The 16670-nt window shown below is 38.5% G+C and carries 14 protein-coding genes, 1 riboswitch and 1 other annotated feature; of the genes, 1 reads left to right on the forward strand and 13 read right to left on the reverse strand.

Annotated features, from left to right (window positions below):
• Window positions 1–93 precede the first annotated feature (93 nt).
• Window positions 94–272: riboswitch (Lysine riboswitch) on the reverse strand.
• Window positions 273–367: 95 nt separating this feature from the next.
• The 13 genes from uvrC to zapA form a co-directional block, all read right to left on the reverse strand.
• Complete coding sequence (gene uvrC / locus ACE1MS_RS16430; protein ID WP_012295566.1) at window positions 368–2158, reverse strand: excinuclease ABC subunit UvrC; 1791 nt, start codon at window positions 2156–2158, stop codon at window positions 368–370.
• 118 nt (window positions 2159–2276) lie between these two features.
• Complete coding sequence (gene trxA, locus ACE1MS_RS16435; protein WP_008179170.1) at window positions 2277–2588, reverse strand: thioredoxin; 312 nt, start codon at window positions 2586–2588, stop codon at window positions 2277–2279.
• A gap of 119 nt (window positions 2589–2707) precedes the next feature.
• Window positions 2708–4024, reverse strand: coding sequence for an amino acid permease (locus ACE1MS_RS16440; protein ID WP_036217373.1), 1317 nt, complete (start codon window positions 4022–4024; stop codon window positions 2708–2710).
• Window positions 4025–4119: 95 nt separating this feature from the next.
• Window positions 4120–4352 (reverse strand) — a binding site (T-box leader).
• 150 nt (window positions 4353–4502) lie between these two features.
• Entirely contained in the window at window positions 4503–5480 is a 978-nt protein-coding gene (locus ACE1MS_RS16445; protein ID WP_197223715.1) for an electron transfer flavoprotein subunit alpha/FixB family protein, read from the reverse strand.
• 37 nt (window positions 5481–5517) lie between these two features.
• The gene (locus ACE1MS_RS16450; protein WP_012295569.1) at window positions 5518–6291 is read right to left on the reverse strand and encodes an electron transfer flavoprotein subunit beta/FixA family protein; all 774 of its coding nucleotides are present in this window, start codon (window positions 6289–6291) and stop codon (window positions 5518–5520) included.
• A gap of 116 nt (window positions 6292–6407) precedes the next feature.
• Entirely contained in the window at window positions 6408–7181 is a 774-nt protein-coding gene (locus ACE1MS_RS16455) for an enoyl-CoA hydratase (RefSeq protein WP_036217358.1), read from the reverse strand.
• A 14-nt stretch (window positions 7182–7195) separates the two neighbouring features.
• Entirely contained in the window at window positions 7196–7777 is a 582-nt protein-coding gene (locus tag ACE1MS_RS16460; RefSeq protein ID WP_025114529.1) for a TetR/AcrR family transcriptional regulator, read from the reverse strand.
• Between the two features lie 148 nt (window positions 7778–7925).
• Complete coding sequence (locus ACE1MS_RS16465; protein ID WP_031419385.1) at window positions 7926–9620, reverse strand: AMP-binding protein; 1695 nt, start codon at window positions 9618–9620, stop codon at window positions 7926–7928.
• Window positions 9621–10048: 428 nt separating this feature from the next.
• Window positions 10049–10462: a DUF350 domain-containing protein gene (locus tag ACE1MS_RS16470; RefSeq protein WP_008179180.1), complete on the reverse strand. Its 414-nt coding sequence runs from the start codon at window positions 10460–10462 to the stop codon at window positions 10049–10051.
• A gap of 22 nt (window positions 10463–10484) precedes the next feature.
• Entirely contained in the window at window positions 10485–12851 is a 2367-nt protein-coding gene (locus ACE1MS_RS16475) for an endonuclease MutS2 (RefSeq protein WP_012295572.1), read from the reverse strand.
• Window positions 12852–12869: 18 nt separating this feature from the next.
• Window positions 12870–14579 (reverse strand): DNA polymerase/3'-5' exonuclease PolX, encoded by a 1710-nt coding sequence (polX, locus tag ACE1MS_RS16480; protein ID WP_447402485.1) that lies wholly within the window; start codon window positions 14577–14579, stop codon window positions 12870–12872.
• A gap of 59 nt (window positions 14580–14638) precedes the next feature.
• Window positions 14639–15178, reverse strand: a complete 540-nt coding sequence (locus tag ACE1MS_RS16485; RefSeq protein ID WP_012295574.1) for a CvpA family protein — start codon at window positions 15176–15178, stop codon at window positions 14639–14641.
• 5 nt (window positions 15179–15183) lie between these two features.
• Window positions 15184–15444 (reverse strand): cell division protein ZapA, encoded by a 261-nt coding sequence (zapA, locus tag ACE1MS_RS16490; protein ID WP_012295575.1) that lies wholly within the window; start codon window positions 15442–15444, stop codon window positions 15184–15186.
• 135 nt (window positions 15445–15579) lie between these two features.
• On the opposite strand from zapA, the gene rnhC reads away from it, so the two are divergent.
• Window positions 15580–16506 (forward strand): ribonuclease HIII, encoded by a 927-nt coding sequence (gene rnhC, locus ACE1MS_RS16495; RefSeq protein WP_289449665.1) that lies wholly within the window; start codon window positions 15580–15582, stop codon window positions 16504–16506.
• Window positions 16507–16670 lie beyond the last annotated feature (164 nt).

The following is a 16670-nucleotide window of genomic DNA, read 5'->3' on the forward strand; positions in this document are numbered from 1 at the left end:
TATAAGGTGTAAAACAGCCTCTAGAAAACTAAAAGGCAGCCTTCACAAAACGTGAAAGCTGCCTCTAACATGTACAATAAATGAAACTTGCGCATGTGTGATAGCTCTCCGAAACTTGTAGAATCGACAGTCTTACATTTCTTAAATGCAAAACCAGTACAACAGTGGAAACAACATTACTGTACTTCGGCAAGCTCCCCTTTCACGCAATGTCTTAGGATTTGTTCATCCTCTATTGCGCTACTTTTGAATCTTGCACCTCTATCATCACCTTAAAAGTGAATGTATTAAATTTATGTTCGCCCTCATTAAAACAAGTGGGCTGTTAACATTGGACAACAATGTTATTTATAACCTTAGCATATGTCTATTCCTTTGACAATGACTCCTGCTGAAAATAGGCATAAATATGACTTGCTAAATTAGCTGGCATCCCGGCTTCCTGTAAAGCCAGCTCACTAGCCTCACGTATTTTCTTAACGGACCCAAAGTGTTTAAGTAGCTGCTGTTTTCGTTTTGGACCGACACCCTCAATTTGATCCAGCACAGATTGGATAGCATGCTTTTCATGCTGTTGACGTAAAAAGGTAATCGCAAAACGGTGGACTTCATCTTGAATTCGTTGTAATAAATAAAAACCGTCACTTGTACGTTTTAAGGCAATGACCTCGGGCGGATCACCAAACAATAGTTGCGATGTATTATGCTTGTCATCCTTTGCTAAACCAGCAATAGGTATAACAAGTCCTAGCTCATCCTCTAATACTTCTCGTGCTACTTCCATTTGACCTTTACCACCATCTATTAGCACTAAATCTGGTAGTGGAAGACCTTCCTTCAAAACACGAATATAGCGCCGGCGAATGACCTCTTGCATAGCACCATAATCATCATGCTTAGCTGCTGTCCGAGTTTTATATTTGCGATATTCCTTTTTGGCAGGCTTGCCATCAATGAAAACAACCATTGCAGATACTGCGTCCGTTCCATGCATATGACTATTATCAAAAGCTTCAATTCGTAATGGTGTCGTTATACCCATTGCATCGCCTAGTGCCTCACATGCACCAATAGTACGTTCTTCCTGCCGTTCGATAAGCTGGAATTTAGCGGCAACTGCAATTTCAGCATTTTTCGTCGCTAAATCCACCAACTCCTTCTTTTGACCTCTTTTTGGTGTAAGAACTTTAATGCCTAATAATTCCGTTAAAATCGCACCATCAATTGCTTGTGGAATAAAGACTTCTTTTGGCTTAATATGTTCTGGTTTTTCATAAAACCGTCCTACAAAGGTTAGGAACTCTTCCTCTGGATCTTGATAGATGGGGAAAATAGAAACATCCCGTTCGATCAGCTTCCCTTGGCGAACGAAGAAAACCTGTACACACATCCATCCTTTTTCCACAGCATAGCCAAAGACATCGCGGTTGGTCGTATCACTTGATACTATTTTTTGCTTTTGCATAACCGTATCTATATGAGCAATTTGATCACGAAACTCCTTAGCTCGTTCAAACTCCAAGTTTTCAGCAGCCGCAAGCATTTTTACTTCAAGCTCCTTTTTGACTGCCTCAACTCCACCGTTAAGAAACTTCGTCATATCCTCAATCATTTCCTGATAAACGTGACCTTCAATTTCTTTCACACATGGTGCTATACATTGGCCCATATGATAATACAAACAAACTTTTGAAGGTAGTTGCACACATTTTCGTAGTGGATATAAGCGATCCAACAGCTTCTTTGTTTCACTTGCCGCATAGGCATTAGGATACGGTCCAAAATATTTAGCTTTGTCCTTTTTTACTTTACGTGTCGTAATTAGACGAGGATGTTTTTCATTCGTAATTTTTAAATACGGATACGTCTTATCATCGGTCAACATGACATTGTATTTTGGGTCATGCAGTTTAATGAGATTCAGCTCTAAAATAAGTGCTTCTATATTTGATGATGTCACGATATACTCAAAATCTTCTATTTCGCTTACAAGTCTTTGCGTTTTACCTTCATGTGTTCCTGTAAAGTATGAACGGACACGATTTTTCAGTACCTTCGCTTTCCCGACATATATAATGGTCCCCTGTCGATCCTTCATCAAATAGCAGCCAGGCTGATCTGGTAGAATATCCAGTTTACGCTTGATTAAATCGTTCATTACCTACCTGCCTCCTACTTAAAATTCCCCTCAATAAATCATTTTATCTTTCTATAGTATATAACGAAAAAAAGCCGAACACATCAATTGATGGTCCGGCTTTTGTGAACTTCATTCATTACGCATGTTTTGCGATAAATGCTTCTAAAGCTTCTTTTGGTTGGAAGCCTACAGTTTTGTCAACTAATTCTCCATCTTTAAATAATAATAATGATGGGATTGACATGATTTGATACTCAGCTGCAGTACCTTGGTTATTATCTACGTCAACTTTTACAATTTTAGCCGCGCTACCTGCAGCGTCCATTTCCTCAAGAACTGGCCCGATCATTTTACAAGGTCCGCACCAAGCAGCCCAAAAGTCCACTAATACTAACCCTTCTTTAATATCACTTTGGAACGTAGCATCTGTTGCATGTACAATTGCCATTTGAAATCCTCCTTAAACTTACTATGATTGTAGTATAGCATGGATAAATTCACTTGAGCGAACAATCTGCCTGTAATGTATTTTTTATGAAAATCCTTGTCGAAAATTAAACGTACCGATTAATTTTGTTGATAACGGCCTTTCCATAAATAAGTTAACGTAATAAAAATGTAGATGGCTAATGTAATACCCGTCACGATTATTGAAGTGGTAAAAATAATACCAATTAAGATCGTACTCAGTGCAATAATCGCAATCCATGTAGTATAAGGGTACCATTTCACTTCATACACACTTGAGTTTGCTGATTGTTTTTTTCTTGATTTCAGATGAGCTATGGCAATAATTAACCAAATAAATAGCACAGTATATCCAAGTGATCCCATCAGAAAATCAAATGTCTTGCTTCCAGCATATAACGAAACGATGACACCTAAATATAACGCTAATGTACACATCAAAATCGCATATACGGGAACATTTCTTTTGGATAATTGAGCAAAAATTTTAGGAACACGCCCGTCTACTGCTTGTGTATAAAGTACACGTGACGAACCATAAAGGCCCGAATTCATAGAAGAAATAATAGCAAGTAACACTACAGCATTCATTATATGATCCGCACCAGGAATTCCGATCATTTTAAATACCATTACAAATGGACTTTCTGGTACTCCATTCACTTCATTCCAAGGAATCAAACTAACGATAATAAAGAATGGCAGTAAATAGAAAGTAACAATCCGTACTAATGTACTGCGCACAGCTTTTGGTACTACCTTTTCAGGATTTTTTGTTTCAGCTAATGTAATCCCAATGATTTCAGTTCCACCATAGGAATAGATCACCACAAGCATAGCTGCAATTAATCCCATTGATCCATTTGGGAAAAAACCGCCGTGCGAGGTTAAGTTAGAAAAACCTACAGCACTATGTTGACCAAATGAGACAAGCAATAAAATGAGTCCTGCAATAATAAATACAATAATAACCGTAATTTTAATCAATGCTAGCCAGTATTCCGTTTCAGCAAAAATCTTCACGGATAACAGATTAATAGCTGTCACTAGCACCGAAACAGATAACGCCAATATCCAAATTGGGTATTCAGGCAACCAATATTGTATAAAAATAGCGGCGACAACAGATTCTGCTGCAATATTTAATACCCACATCTTCCAATAAATCCAGTCTAAAAAATAAGCAGGATATTTGCCTAAAACGGATTCGACTAAATCTCTAAACGTTCTTGCTTCCTTATTGCGGACTGCCATTTCTGCGAGACCTTGCATAACAAATAATAAAATAATGCCCCCTAATAAATAGGCTATAAGCACCGATGGACCTGCCATATCAATGGCTGCACTACTTCCTTTAAATAATCCTGCGCCAATGGCACCACCTAATGCCATCATCGTAATGTGACGCGAGGTCATTGTTCTTTTTAATTGTTGTTGATTGTTCTTTTCCACTTTCTTACCTCCTAAAAATCAAAAAAGGCATACCGTCTGTTCCTTCATCATCAAATGAAAGAAGAGACGATATGCCATAAGCAAACCGCGGTACCACTCTAATTGGTTCTTTATGAACCCAACTTAAAACCTTGTAACGAAGGTCAATCGTCAAACAAATAGAATAATCCGACAATTCTATTTATCTTACCACTCCTAGGCAAGTTCAAAGTCTTATTGGTCTGCGTTGCACCAACCCGCAGCTCTCTTTACCGAATAATGAGCTTTTACTACTCCTAATCTTTGCGTTTAAAAACATTATTTGAATATTTAATGATTATTCAACACTATAATCGTATCTGTTAATTATGTCAATATTTTATTTTGCAATAATTTTCAAATAGCAGCTACTTTCTTAGAAAATTAAAAAAGCAGGAAGGATCATCCCTCCCTGCAATAACGTTTATGCATTCACTTTTAGAGCCTTAAATTCCTCAATTAATAACGGAACTACTTCAAATAAATCTCCAACAATTCCATAGTCTGCTACTTTGAAAATATTTGCTTCAGGATCTTTATTAATAGCAACAATTACTTTAGAATTTGACATTCCTGCTAAATGCTGAATTGCCCCTGAAATACCAGCTGCAATATAAAGGTCTGGAGTTACAACCTTACCAGTTTGACCAATTTGAAGTGAATAGTCACAATACTCAGCATCACATGCACCACGAGATGCTCCAACCGCACCGCCTAATAAGTCAGCAAGCTCTTTCAGTGGCTCAAATCCTTCTTCAGATTTCACACCGCGACCACCAGCAACAACAACTTTTGCCTCTGATAAGTCAACACCTTCTGAAGATTTACGAACAACCTCTTTAATAATTGTGCGAAGGTTTGTAATTTCTACAGTTACTGCCGAAACATCTCCTGTTTTACCATCAACTTTTTCTAAAGGTGCAATGTTATTTGGACGAATAGATACTAATACGATACCGTCTTTTACCTTCACCTTTTCAAAAGCTTTACCAGAGTAGATTGGTCGAATGAATACAACATCATCGCCTGCGCCTTCAATTGTAGTAACATCAGATACAAGACCTGCCTGTAATTTACTTGCGATTTTTGGCGATAAATCTTTTCCATTTGCCGTATGGCCAAAGACAATGCCAGCTGGCTTTTCTTGCTCAATAATAGCTAGTAGTGCTTGACTATAGCCATCAGATGTATATTGTTTTAAATGTGGGTGTTCCACCGTTACAACACGATCAGCACCATACTCAAATAATGGACCTGTTAAATTTGCTACAGCATCCCCTAAAAGTACCCCTACAACCTCGCCACCATCAGCAATTTGTTTTGCAGTTGCAATTGCTTCGAAAGAAACATTACGTAAGCTTCCTTCACGAACTTCACTTAATACTAATACTTTTTTTGACATAGCATATTCCCTCCGTTACCCTTTAAGATTCGATTTTTTAAACTACTTTTGCTTCCGTATGAAGTAGATTTACCAGTTCTTTTACTTGTACAGAAAGGTCGCCTTCAAGCACACGGCCTGCTGCTTTTTGAGCTGGTAAGAAGATATCAATCGTTTCAATCTTCACTTCTACATCGTCTTCATCGATATCTAAATCATCTAACTCAAGTTCTGCAAGCGGTTTCTTCTTCGCTTTCATAATACCTGGTAGGGATGGATAACGTGGCTCATTTAAACCTTGTTGAGCTGTTACTAACAGTGGTAAAGAAGTTTCAATTACTTCTGAATCCCCTTCTATATCACGAACAATTTTCGCAGAAGTTCCATCAATTTCAAGTTTTGTAATCGTTGTTACATAATTAATATCTAGTAAGTCTGCAACACGTGGACCCACTTGACCTGAACCACCATCAATCGCAACATTTCCTGTTAAAATTAAATCAGCATCTTTATCTTTTAAGTATTCTGCTAATAAATAAGCAGCAGCATTTTGGTCTAATTCGTCTAAATCATCTTCCGTATTGATGAGCACTGCCTCATCTGCGCCCATTGCTAAAGCTGTACGTAATTGCTTCTCAGCATCCTCGCCACCAATTGTCACTACTGTCACTTTTCCACCTGCAGCGTCACGCACTTGGATTGCTTCTTCGATGGCATATTCATCGTAAGGGTTAATGATGAATTCTGCGCCGTCCTCTTGGATTTTACCACCCGACACAACGATTTTTTCTTCTGTATCAAACGTACGTTTAATTAATGCAAAAATATTCATATATCCATACCTCCTGGAACGTTTTATAATTCTAAGTAAACTTATAAATATTATATATATTTAGTTTCAATAACATCGATAACATACTTGTTTGTTGCTATCGACATATGGGAAAATTATTTGCCAGTAAACATAGGCTCACGCTTTTCAATGAATGCTTGAATTCCTTCTTTTGCATCTTCTGTGACGAACACTGTACCAAAGGATTTTGCTTCCGCATCAATACCTTCATAAAATGATGCATGCTTTGCATATTGCAATGTTTGAATAGCTGCCTTCAAAGCAATTGGACTCTTCTTTGCAATATTCTTTGCAATTTTTAGCGTTTCCTCTAAAAGTGTCTCTTCTGAGAATGCACGGTTTGCTAAGCCCCATTGCACAGCTTCTGTACCAGAAATCGGTTCGCTCGTAAACATCATTTCAGCAGCCTTTGCTACACCAACATAACGTGGTAATCGCTGTGTACCGCCAAAGCCAGGAATAAGACCTAATTGTAACTCTGGTAAACCTAGTTTCGCTGATTCTGTAACAAAGCGCATATGACAGCTCATTGCTAGCTCAAGCCCACCGCCTAATGCTGCACCATGAATAGCTGCGATAACTGGCTTAGGGAACGATTCCACACGCTCAAATACTTGCTGTCCATTGCTAGCTAGCTTCGTGAACTCTTCTCCAGATTCTACCCCAATAAATTCTTTAATATCTGCACCTGCAGAGAAGAAACGGCCTTCACCATGAAGTACAAGGACTCTTACAGCATCATCATGTTCTACAGCATCTAGCACAGAATTTACTTCTGCAATAATACCGCGTGATAACGCATTTGCTGGCGGACGTGCAATTGTAATATTTGCTACCCCATCTTCCACTTTCCAACTTAGAAATTCCATTTCTCCACATCCTTTTAACCTTTTATGGCGTTCAGGATTAATGCCTGAACCTTCGGAACCTGTTCCATCAAATCATATCGATAGTCATTCATAACCCACGACGTAATAGTTTCATCGATTGTTCCAAAAACCATTTGACGTGCCAAGCGTACATCCATCGTTTGATTGAACTCACCTGAAAGCATACCTTCGATTAAAATTTGATCAAGTAAATGTAAATACTCACGTAATACCGAATTAATTTTTAGTCGTAAGTCTTTGTTTGATTGGCGAAGCTCTAATTGCGTGACGGTTGCTAGGTATCGATCTGTCGCTAGAACATTAAAATGATTTTCAATCATTCGGGAAAGTTTGTCTTTAGACGTATTCCCATTTTCTATTATATCTTGTAATGACTCTACAAAAACAGCCATTTTTTCATTAAAGACAGAAATTAATATATCTTCTTTATTTTTAAAATATAAATAGATAGTTCCATCGGCCACCCCAGCCTGTTTGGCGATTTTCGATACTTGCGCTTGGTGATACCCATTCTCCGCAATAACGATGACAGCTGCATCAATAATTTGCTTATATTTTGGCTTATCTCGTTTCACTTTTATATCACCACCTAAAAAACATGCGCACGTCAACATAATCACGTATGACGTGAGAACCTAAAAAAATATGAAAATATGAATGGTCATTCATTCATATTTTCATATTATATTTTACACCATTGCTTGTCAATACTTTAACACGTATTTATTTCGCTTCTTTATTCGCCATTTTCGTTTTTTCTTCTTCCACTAATGTACGACGCAAAATTTTACCTACGGCTGTTTTTGGCAACTCCTGTTTAAATTCATAATACCGTGGAACTTTAAATGCCGCTAGATGCTGACGGCAATATTTATTTAATTCGTCTTCTGTAATCGAATACCCTTCTTTTAAAACAATATAAGCTTTTACCGTTTCTCCTCGATAAGGGTCAGGTATACCTGCTACAACGCATTCTTGGATTTCCTCTCGTTCGTATAGCACTTCCTCAACCTCTCGAGGATAGATGTTAAAGCCTCCAGCAATGATCAAATCTTTTTTACGATCCACTACATAGAAAAAGCCTTGCTCATCCATATAGCCAAGATCTCCTGTTAAAAACCAGTCATCTGCAAATGTAGCGGCAGTATCCTCTGGACGATTCCAATAGCCCTTCATCACTTGTGGCCCTTTTACTGCAATTTCACCAACTTCTCCAACTGGCAATTCTTCAGTATCCCCTGTCCGCAAAATAACTGCTTCTGTATTAGGCCAAGGTAATCCAATCGAGCCAATCACCCGCTTGCCCCAAATGGGAGTAGCATGTGTCACTGGCGATGTTTCAGTTAATCCATAACCTTCTACTAATTTTCCACCTGTTACCTCTTCAAATTTCTCTTGCACTTCAATTGGCAAAGAAGCTGAACCACTTAGGCAGGCCTTTATAGATGATAAGTCATAATTAGCAATGTCTGGATGATTTAATAAACCAATGTATAGGGTTGGCGCACCAGGGAAAAGGGTCGGCTTTTGCTTATCGATTGTCTTTAATGCTGTTTCCGCATCAAATTTCGGTAAAAGCACCATTTTATTTTGAGTGAAAACTGATAAAAGCATAACCGTTGTCATACCATAGACGTGGAAGAATGGTAGGATACCCATAATAACCTCTTCACCGTGTACACATTTATACATCCATGCATCACACATTGTCGTATTGGCTATTAAATTTTTATGGGTAAGCATGACTCCTTTCGGGAATCCGGTTGTACCACCTGTGTATTGAAGTAATGCTAGGTCTTCTTCAAAATCAAAAGGAATATGATCCATTACCTTGATTGGTGCAGAGCGCATTATTTCTGAAAACAAATGATTTTGTCCACTATGTTCAACCTTGACACTAAAGCCATATTGCTTTTTTTGAATAAATGGATAGACTAAATTTTTTGGGAATGGTAAATAGTCTTTGATGGCTGTCACAATGACATTTTCTAGGGCAGTGTCTTTGATAATTTTCATAACTCTTGGGTACAAAATATCCATCACAAGTATAACTTTTGCACCCGAATCTGCCATTTGATATTGAAGCTCACGTTCAGTATAAAGTGGATTTGTTTGTACGACAACAGCACCCGCATACATGGCACCGTAGTAAGCGATTACACTTTGAGGCGAGTTAGGTAACATAATGGCCACCCGGTCTCCCTTTTCCACACCTAATGATTGTAAATAGTTTGCGAATCTTAAAGCAGATTCATATAGTTCGGTGTACGTCAAATCCTTCCCCATAAAATGAATCGCTATTTTTGATGGATTCTTTTTATAGGCGCGTGTCAAAAACTCTTGCACTGGAATTTCCTCAAACGTTAAAGACGATGGTACTTCTTCAGGATAATTTGCTAGCCATGGTTTTGCTGTCATACGTCCTCTCCCCTTTGTCCCAAACTTTGTCAATTCTTAATTTTATTATAATGAAAAAGAAATGCACTTTCAAACAGAAAATAGAAAATAAACGTATTTTCGATTAATTATTATGCATTTAACAACATTATTATGACTTATTCTATATAGTATTTGTGCGGTTAGATACGATGAACACTCATTCATTCTCAAGTCTTTCAGATTAAAAATAACCTACGTATTTCTATATTTGAAAAATATTTTTTCTCTCAAGTCTTTCGTAAATTTAGTTGAGGCTACCTGCAATAAGCTAGCTCAATAAAAAACGCACCCTTTAAAAGGATGCGTTCAAATGTTTAAATAGTCATCATATAATAGACGCCCACTGCCAAAAATGCGATACAGACAATGATTAGTACCTTTGCTAATTTTTCCATGTCATGACACTCCTATGCAATACTTGCCCCAATTACAAACGATAGACCAACTGAAATGGTAAAGGAAATGAAACCAACTGAGCGATTATCATTGGCAATCTCTTGATCAACATTAAAACGAGGTGTCATAAATTCAAATAAGAAATAGGCAACAATTAACAGCGTAAAACCAAAAAGACCCCAGCCAATCATTTCACTTAATGTACTATGACGAGCAATGGAAAAACGAAAAATATTACAAATTCCTAGTATTTTTCCGCCTGTTGCAAGTGCCACAGCTACATTACCTTTTTTAATTTCTTCCCAATTTTTATACTTCGTCACGACTTCGAACAATGCCATCGACACGACTAAACATAACACAACAACACTAAAGTATCCTGCCGTTTCGATAATTGGATATCGCCAAAAGCCAGAATTCAGCATCTTTCTCCGTCCCCTTTATAGCTTATTTCAATTCAACAACTGTGACGCCTAAGCCCCCTTCGCCGGCTTCACCAAAACGGAAGGATTTCACACGCTTATTGTTTTTCAAATAGCTTTGAATACCTTGGCGTAAAGCCCCAGTACCAACACCATGGATAATAGATACACGACCATAATTCGCGAGTAAAGCATCATCAATATACTTTTCTGTCCTTAAAATTGCATCTTCATAGCGCTCTCCACGCAAATCCAATTCTAATTTCACATGGCCATTTCGATTTTTTACACCAGCTGTTCGTACAATAGGCTCTTTTTCAGGTTTAATATACTCCAAATCACTATCAGAGATTTTCATTTTTAAAATCCCCATTTGGACAACCCATTCAGTATTCGAAACTTTTTCTAACAAAGTACCTCTTTGACCATAGCTTAACACCTTTACCTCATCCCCGACAACTAAGTTTTGTGCACGGGCTTTTACTTGTGCAGCTTTTTTTAGTACTTTATTATTTTCAAGCGGTGTTGCTTCTTCCAAACGTTTACGTGCTTCAATCAGTTCGTGCTCTTTAACAACTTGGTCGGCATTTTTACGCATTTCTCTCAGCTCAGCAATAATACCTTCCGCTTCACGTTTCGCTTCTTCTACAATTTTACGAGCTTTTTCTTTAGCTTTCTTATCAAGTGCCTCTTTACGCTCTTCATAGGCTTGCAATTTATCTTGTAGCTCTTTACGTAAGCTCTCTGACTCTAACAATAATGCATGGGAACGCTCTGCATCATCCTCCGATTGACGACGTGTTTCCTCTAATGAAGCAATCATCGATTCAACCTCATGTCGATCTGTTCCTGTAAAGCCTTTAGCACGCTCAATAATGGACTCTGGGAGACCAAGGCGACTGGATATTTCAAATGCATTTGAACGTCCAGGAACACCAATTAATAAACGATAGGTAGGACTCAATGTTTCAATATCAAATTCTACACTGGCATTGGCAACACCAGGTCGATTATAACCGTATGCTTTGAGTTCAGGATAGTGAGTTGTAGCCATCACACGAGCACCACGACCATGCACCTCATCTAAAATAGAAATGGCTAAAGCTGCCCCTTCTTGTGGGTCCGTCCCTGCTCCTAACTCATCAAATAGAACAAGTGACTCATGATCAAATTTTTGTAAGATGTCGACAATATTGACCATATGAGATGAGAATGTGGAAAGCGATTGCTCTATAGATTGCTCATCTCCAATATCAGCAAACAATTGTTTAAACACAGCAAGTTGAGATCCATCCAATGCTGGTACCGGTAACCCTGCTTGAGCCATTAATGTACACAAGCCAACTGTTTTTAAAGTGACCGTTTTACCACCTGTATTTGGACCCGTAATGACTATTGCTGTTATGTCTTTCCCAAACTCAATATCGTTTGGCACAGCTATATCTATTGGTAACAGAGGGTGGCGTGCACGAACAAGGCGGATATAGCCGTCCTGATTCATTTTAGGCATTGTACACTTATTGGCTTGGCCATACTTGCCTTTAGCTAAAATGACATCGATATCCCCTAATACCTTTACTAAGTTAAATAAATCTGGTGCTACATCTTGCACCATTGCACTTAAAGCTAGTAAAATTCTTTCAACCTCAGCCTGTTCTTTCATTTTCAAACGATGAATTTCATTATTCGCTTGGACGATAGAATCTGGCTCAATGAATAATGTTTGTCCAGAAGAGGATTGGTCATGGACGATTCCACCGTAATGATGACGATATTCTTGCTTGACAGGAATGACAAAGCGATCATTCCGAATTGTAACAAGTGTATCAGATAGCATTTTCGATGCATTACTGCCACGGATTAAGCTCTCCAATTTAGAACGCACCTTGGCTTCTTCCGAGCGTAAGGATTGGCGAATAGTTCGTAAAGTTGTACTAGCCGAATCTAAAACGGCTCCGTTATCATCAATACAGTTATTAATTTCATGCTGTAATCCCGTTAATACAGGCATTGTTTCCTTTTTAGCGATGAAATGTGGAATCTCAATTACTTCATCGGCTTCTAAATCCTCGATAAAATTGCGGAGAATTCTACTCGCTCGAATTGTACTAGAAATTTCCATTAGCTCTATCGCTGCTAACATGCCCCCTATTTGTGCTCTTCTTGCAGATGGTCGAACATCAAATATCCCACCCATCGGTACATTACCTTTTACACGTAAAATGGATAAACCCTCATCCATTTCTTCTAATAGTTGTACTACTTTATCATAATCAGTCTGTGGTACAAGCTCCTCGATGGCTGATTTCCCAATTGAAGAAGTACAATAGGTAGCCACTTGTTGCCGTACTTTATCGTATTCTAGTGTTTTCAATGCGCGTTCTGCAATCACTGAGAACACCTCCTCAACCTATTTATTTCGTCGTATGAACGCTTCAAATTGATCACGCGTCCATGTATTCACAATCAAATCTTTTGGTATCCATGCTCTATTGGCATAGCGAACTCCAATATCCATAAAACGTAAATGTGCCGAATCATGGGCATCCGTATTAATTGCTATTGGTACACCTGCTGCTAAAGCCATTTCTAAATGTTCAACACATAAATCAAGACGGTAAGGGTTGGCATTTAACTCTAAAATTTTACCATATTCCTTCGCCCAGGCAATTAACTGTTTCATATTAGGATTATAGCCATCACGATCTTCAATAATTCGCCCTGTAGGATGGGCAATCATATGGACATAAGGATTTTGCATAGCTGTCAGTAGGCGTGCCATAATTTTTTCCTGTGATTGTGTAAAACTTGAATGGATAGAAGCAATCACAAAATCTAATTCCCGCAATACTTGATCATCAAAATCTAAGGTTCCATCCGGTAAAATATCCATTTCTGTACCTGTAAATAAATGAAATTCTGGGTGAGCTTCATTAAAAGCTTCAATTTCCACTCGCTGTTTTTTTAAACGCTCTGGTGTTAAACCATTTGCGACTTTTAGAAATTGAGAATGATCCGTAATAACGCCATATTGATAGCCACGTGCTAGTAATGCCTTGCCCATTTCTGCAACAGAATATGCACCATCCGACCACGTCGTATGCATATGCAAATCAGCCTTAATATCCTCAAGTCGAACTAATTTTTGTATTTCCTCTGTTTTGTCAAACTCCTTTGCCCCTGAACGTAAGCTAGGTGGAATCCAGGGTAAATCAAAATGAGCAAAAAATGCCGCTTCATCTTGAAATGTTAGAACCGTACCATCTTCCTGCTCTACACCATATTCACTAATTTTTTCTCCTCGCGCTTTTGCAAGTTGGCGCATGCGTACATTATGGTCCTTAGAGCCGGTAAAATGATGCAAGGCAGTTGCATATTCCTTGTCCTTCACTAAGCGAAAATCAACGCTGACTGGCTCATCTAAATCCAAAATCACCGAGATTTTTGTATCTCCTCCTGCAACAACCTCTTGAATGGCTAATGTATTTATTAAATTTTCACGGACTACCTCAACCGCTTCTGTTACAACAATAAAATCAATATCTTTACTAGTCTCCACTGCCCGACGGAAACTTCCAGCTACTGAAAAACGTTCCACTTCCTCCATACTATCTAGAAGGGCCTCTATTTGTAAAACCACAGGCTCTAGCTGCCAAATGGGTAAACGATCAGAACGATTAGCTAAATTGGCAAGCTCCTTTAAAATTTTCTCTTCTGTTTTGGCAGCAAAGCCGGCTAATTCACGAACCTTGCCTGCTTCACAAGCCTCCTTTAAGCTTTCCGCTGAATCGATGCCTAGCTCTTGGTGAAGCTTGGCTATCTTTTTTCCACCTAAACCTGGCAACTTTAACAATGGCAATAATCCTTTAGGTACAATCTCTTCTAGGTCTTTTAGCAAACTCGATTCACCCGTTACCATCAAATCCTCAATAACAGCAGCCGTCCCCTTGCCAATACCTTTAAGTTTGGTTACATCATCCATTTCACTTAATGAACGCTCGTCTCCTTCCAGTGCTGCGGCTGCTTTTCGAAAAGCAGATACCTTGAATGGATTTTCACCTTGCAATTCCATGTACAGAGCAATTTTTTCGAGTGTACGAATAATGGTTTTTTTATTCACCAATAATTCCTCCTATCGTAAAAACACTTCTCTCAAAACAGAGAGAAGTGCATAGTTGACTATTGCATATAAATATACCACCAGTTTTGGAACATCTTTGTAATGACCGGTGTATGCTCTAAAATAAGACCACTTAACAATGACTTCGACATTAAATTTTGTATGCTATCAATCGGTAGTAAAGCGCATACGTATAGCAAAATAAACATAATTAAATAGTTTTCAATCATGCCGAACAGCGCTCCTAGCCAACGATTTACTGTGTTCAGTACAGGTAAATAAGCGATAAAGTCAAAAATCGATGCCACAATTTGCAATGTTATTTTTACGGCGAAGAAAATTACCGCAAAAGCAATTACACGATAGAATGTGCGGTCTAAATCTAGACTGTCTATCACGACACCAAGACTACCTGTATCAGTAACTCCTGGATATGGAACCCAAAATACAAATTTTTGTGCTAATGGCTTATAATAAATATACGCAACAATTAGGGCTACTATAAAGCTGACAATGTGCATCATTTGTACAATAAAACCACGTTTTGCACCGACACCAATTCCAGCTAACAGTACCACTAATATGATTAAATCTAACATTCTCTTCAACCCTTTAATTTTTTCAATTCTTCTTCCAGTTGCTCCAGCCGCTCTTTTAATAGTAAATTATCATGTACTGTATTTACTGCTGTCAGAACAGCAAGTTTTGTGCTATCAAGTGAGGGATTATGTACGTTCATCTCGCGCATACGGTCATCAACAATCGAAGCAACAAGTCGCATATGGCCAATGGATTCCAAGCCGACCATTTTATATGTATGACCATATATTTCCACAGAAATTTTATTCTTTTCTTGTTTTTCCATAGTCGCACCCTCCTATAAATTCGATACTCGCAAGATTTTTTTCGCTTGCTAGCACCATCACACAAAAAAGCTATTTATTATCATACCATGAAAGGTATAAAATTGTGAACAATGAGGACAGAAAGGATCGATTAAATGTCAAATATTGTGCTTTCCATTTCAACAAATATTCAAAAAGAGGTGATGGCATACTATGCAGCCAACTATATTGAACGTAAGGCTGCTGGTGTAATCTTCGCCGCAAAACTACCAGATACCTCCATAACAATGTATAAATCAGGAAAATTAATGTTTCAAGGTGGTGGCGCTGAGCGTGAAGCTGCCCGCTGGGGGACAATTGAAAAAACACCGAATTCGAAATCAGCTATTATTGGGGCAAAGGGGGATACACTACCAGACCAATTTGCATCGATGTCCGTATTAGGCTCAGATGAAACAGGCACAGGGGATTATTTTGGCCCCATGACAGTAGCTGCCGTGTATGTACCTTCATCCAAAATTGAACTAATCAATGAGCTTGGTGTCAAAGACTCAAAAATGTTATCGGATGATTATATGCGGAAAATTGCTCCTGATTTACGAGCAGCCTGCGTTCATAGTGTTCTCATCTTACGCAATGAAAAATATAACAGCCTACAAGCAAAAGGCTATTCACAAGGGAAAATGAAAGCCATGATGCACAACAAGGCACTGCACAACACCCTGGCAAAAATGGCTCCCGAAACACCTGAATGTATCTTAATTGATCAGTTTGCAGAACGGGGTGTTTATTACAATTACTTAAAAAACGAACGAGAAATTGTACAGGAAAGCGTGTACTTTTCTACTAAAGCCGAGCAATTGCATGTAGCCGTGGCCACAGCATCCATTCTAGCTCGTGCTGCGTTTTTAAAGGAAATGGATCGTCTAAGTGATATAGCGGGTCTAGAGTTAATGAAAGGGGCCTCAAACAAGGTAGATGTGCAAGCTGTACGTATTTGGCGTAAACAAGGCGAAGAATTTCTACGCTCCATTACAAAATGGCATTTTGCTAATACAGAAAAAGCGAGAAAGATGATTTAAAAAACTACTATATATAAATTAACCACTAAAAAAGATTGTCTATATGACAGTCTTTTTTCTTTTACAATGAAATAAAGTAAAGCCGTTGATTTCCACTACGGGCGGACGCTTTCCGCGGGCGGGGTCGAGCTGCTTCCCTCGCTTCGCTCAGTCCAGGATCTCGA

This window comes from Lysinibacillus sp. fkY74-1 (assembly GCF_053165895.1).

Bases quoted from the DNA above. Each gene is read 5' to 3' on its own strand.
- ACE1MS_RS16440 (WP_036217373.1), bottom strand. From the start codon at position 4,024: ATGACCTCGCGTCACATTACGATGATGGCATTAGGTGGTGCCATTGGC.
- uvrC (WP_012295566.1), bottom strand. From the start codon at position 2,158: ATGAACGATTTAATCAAGCGTAAACTGGATATTCTACCAGATCAGCCT.
- ACE1MS_RS16450 (WP_012295569.1), bottom strand. From the start codon at position 6,291: ATGAATATTTTTGCATTAATTAAACGTACGTTTGATACAGAAGAAAAA.
- rnhC (WP_289449665.1), top strand. From the start codon at position 15,580: ATGTCAAATATTGTGCTTTCCATTTCAACAAATATTCAAAAAGAGGTG.
- ACE1MS_RS16470 (WP_008179180.1), bottom strand. From the start codon at position 10,462: ATGCTGAATTCTGGCTTTTGGCGATATCCAATTATCGAAACGGCAGGA.
- trxA (WP_008179170.1), bottom strand. From the start codon at position 2,588: ATGGCAATTGTACATGCAACAGATGCTACGTTCCAAAGTGATATTAAA.
- ACE1MS_RS16465 (WP_031419385.1), bottom strand. From the start codon at position 9,620: ATGACAGCAAAACCATGGCTAGCAAATTATCCTGAAGAAGTACCATCG.
- zapA (WP_012295575.1), bottom strand. From the start codon at position 15,444: ATGGAAAAACAAGAAAAGAATAAAATTTCTGTGGAAATATATGGTCAT.
- ACE1MS_RS16445 (WP_197223715.1), bottom strand. From the start codon at position 5,480: ATGTCAAAAAAAGTATTAGTATTAAGTGAAGTTCGTGAAGGAAGCTTA.
- ACE1MS_RS16455 (WP_036217358.1), bottom strand. From the start codon at position 7,181: ATGGAATTTCTAAGTTGGAAAGTGGAAGATGGGGTAGCAAATATTACA.
- ACE1MS_RS16485 (WP_012295574.1), bottom strand. From the start codon at position 15,178: ATGTTAGATTTAATCATATTAGTGGTACTGTTAGCTGGAATTGGTGTC.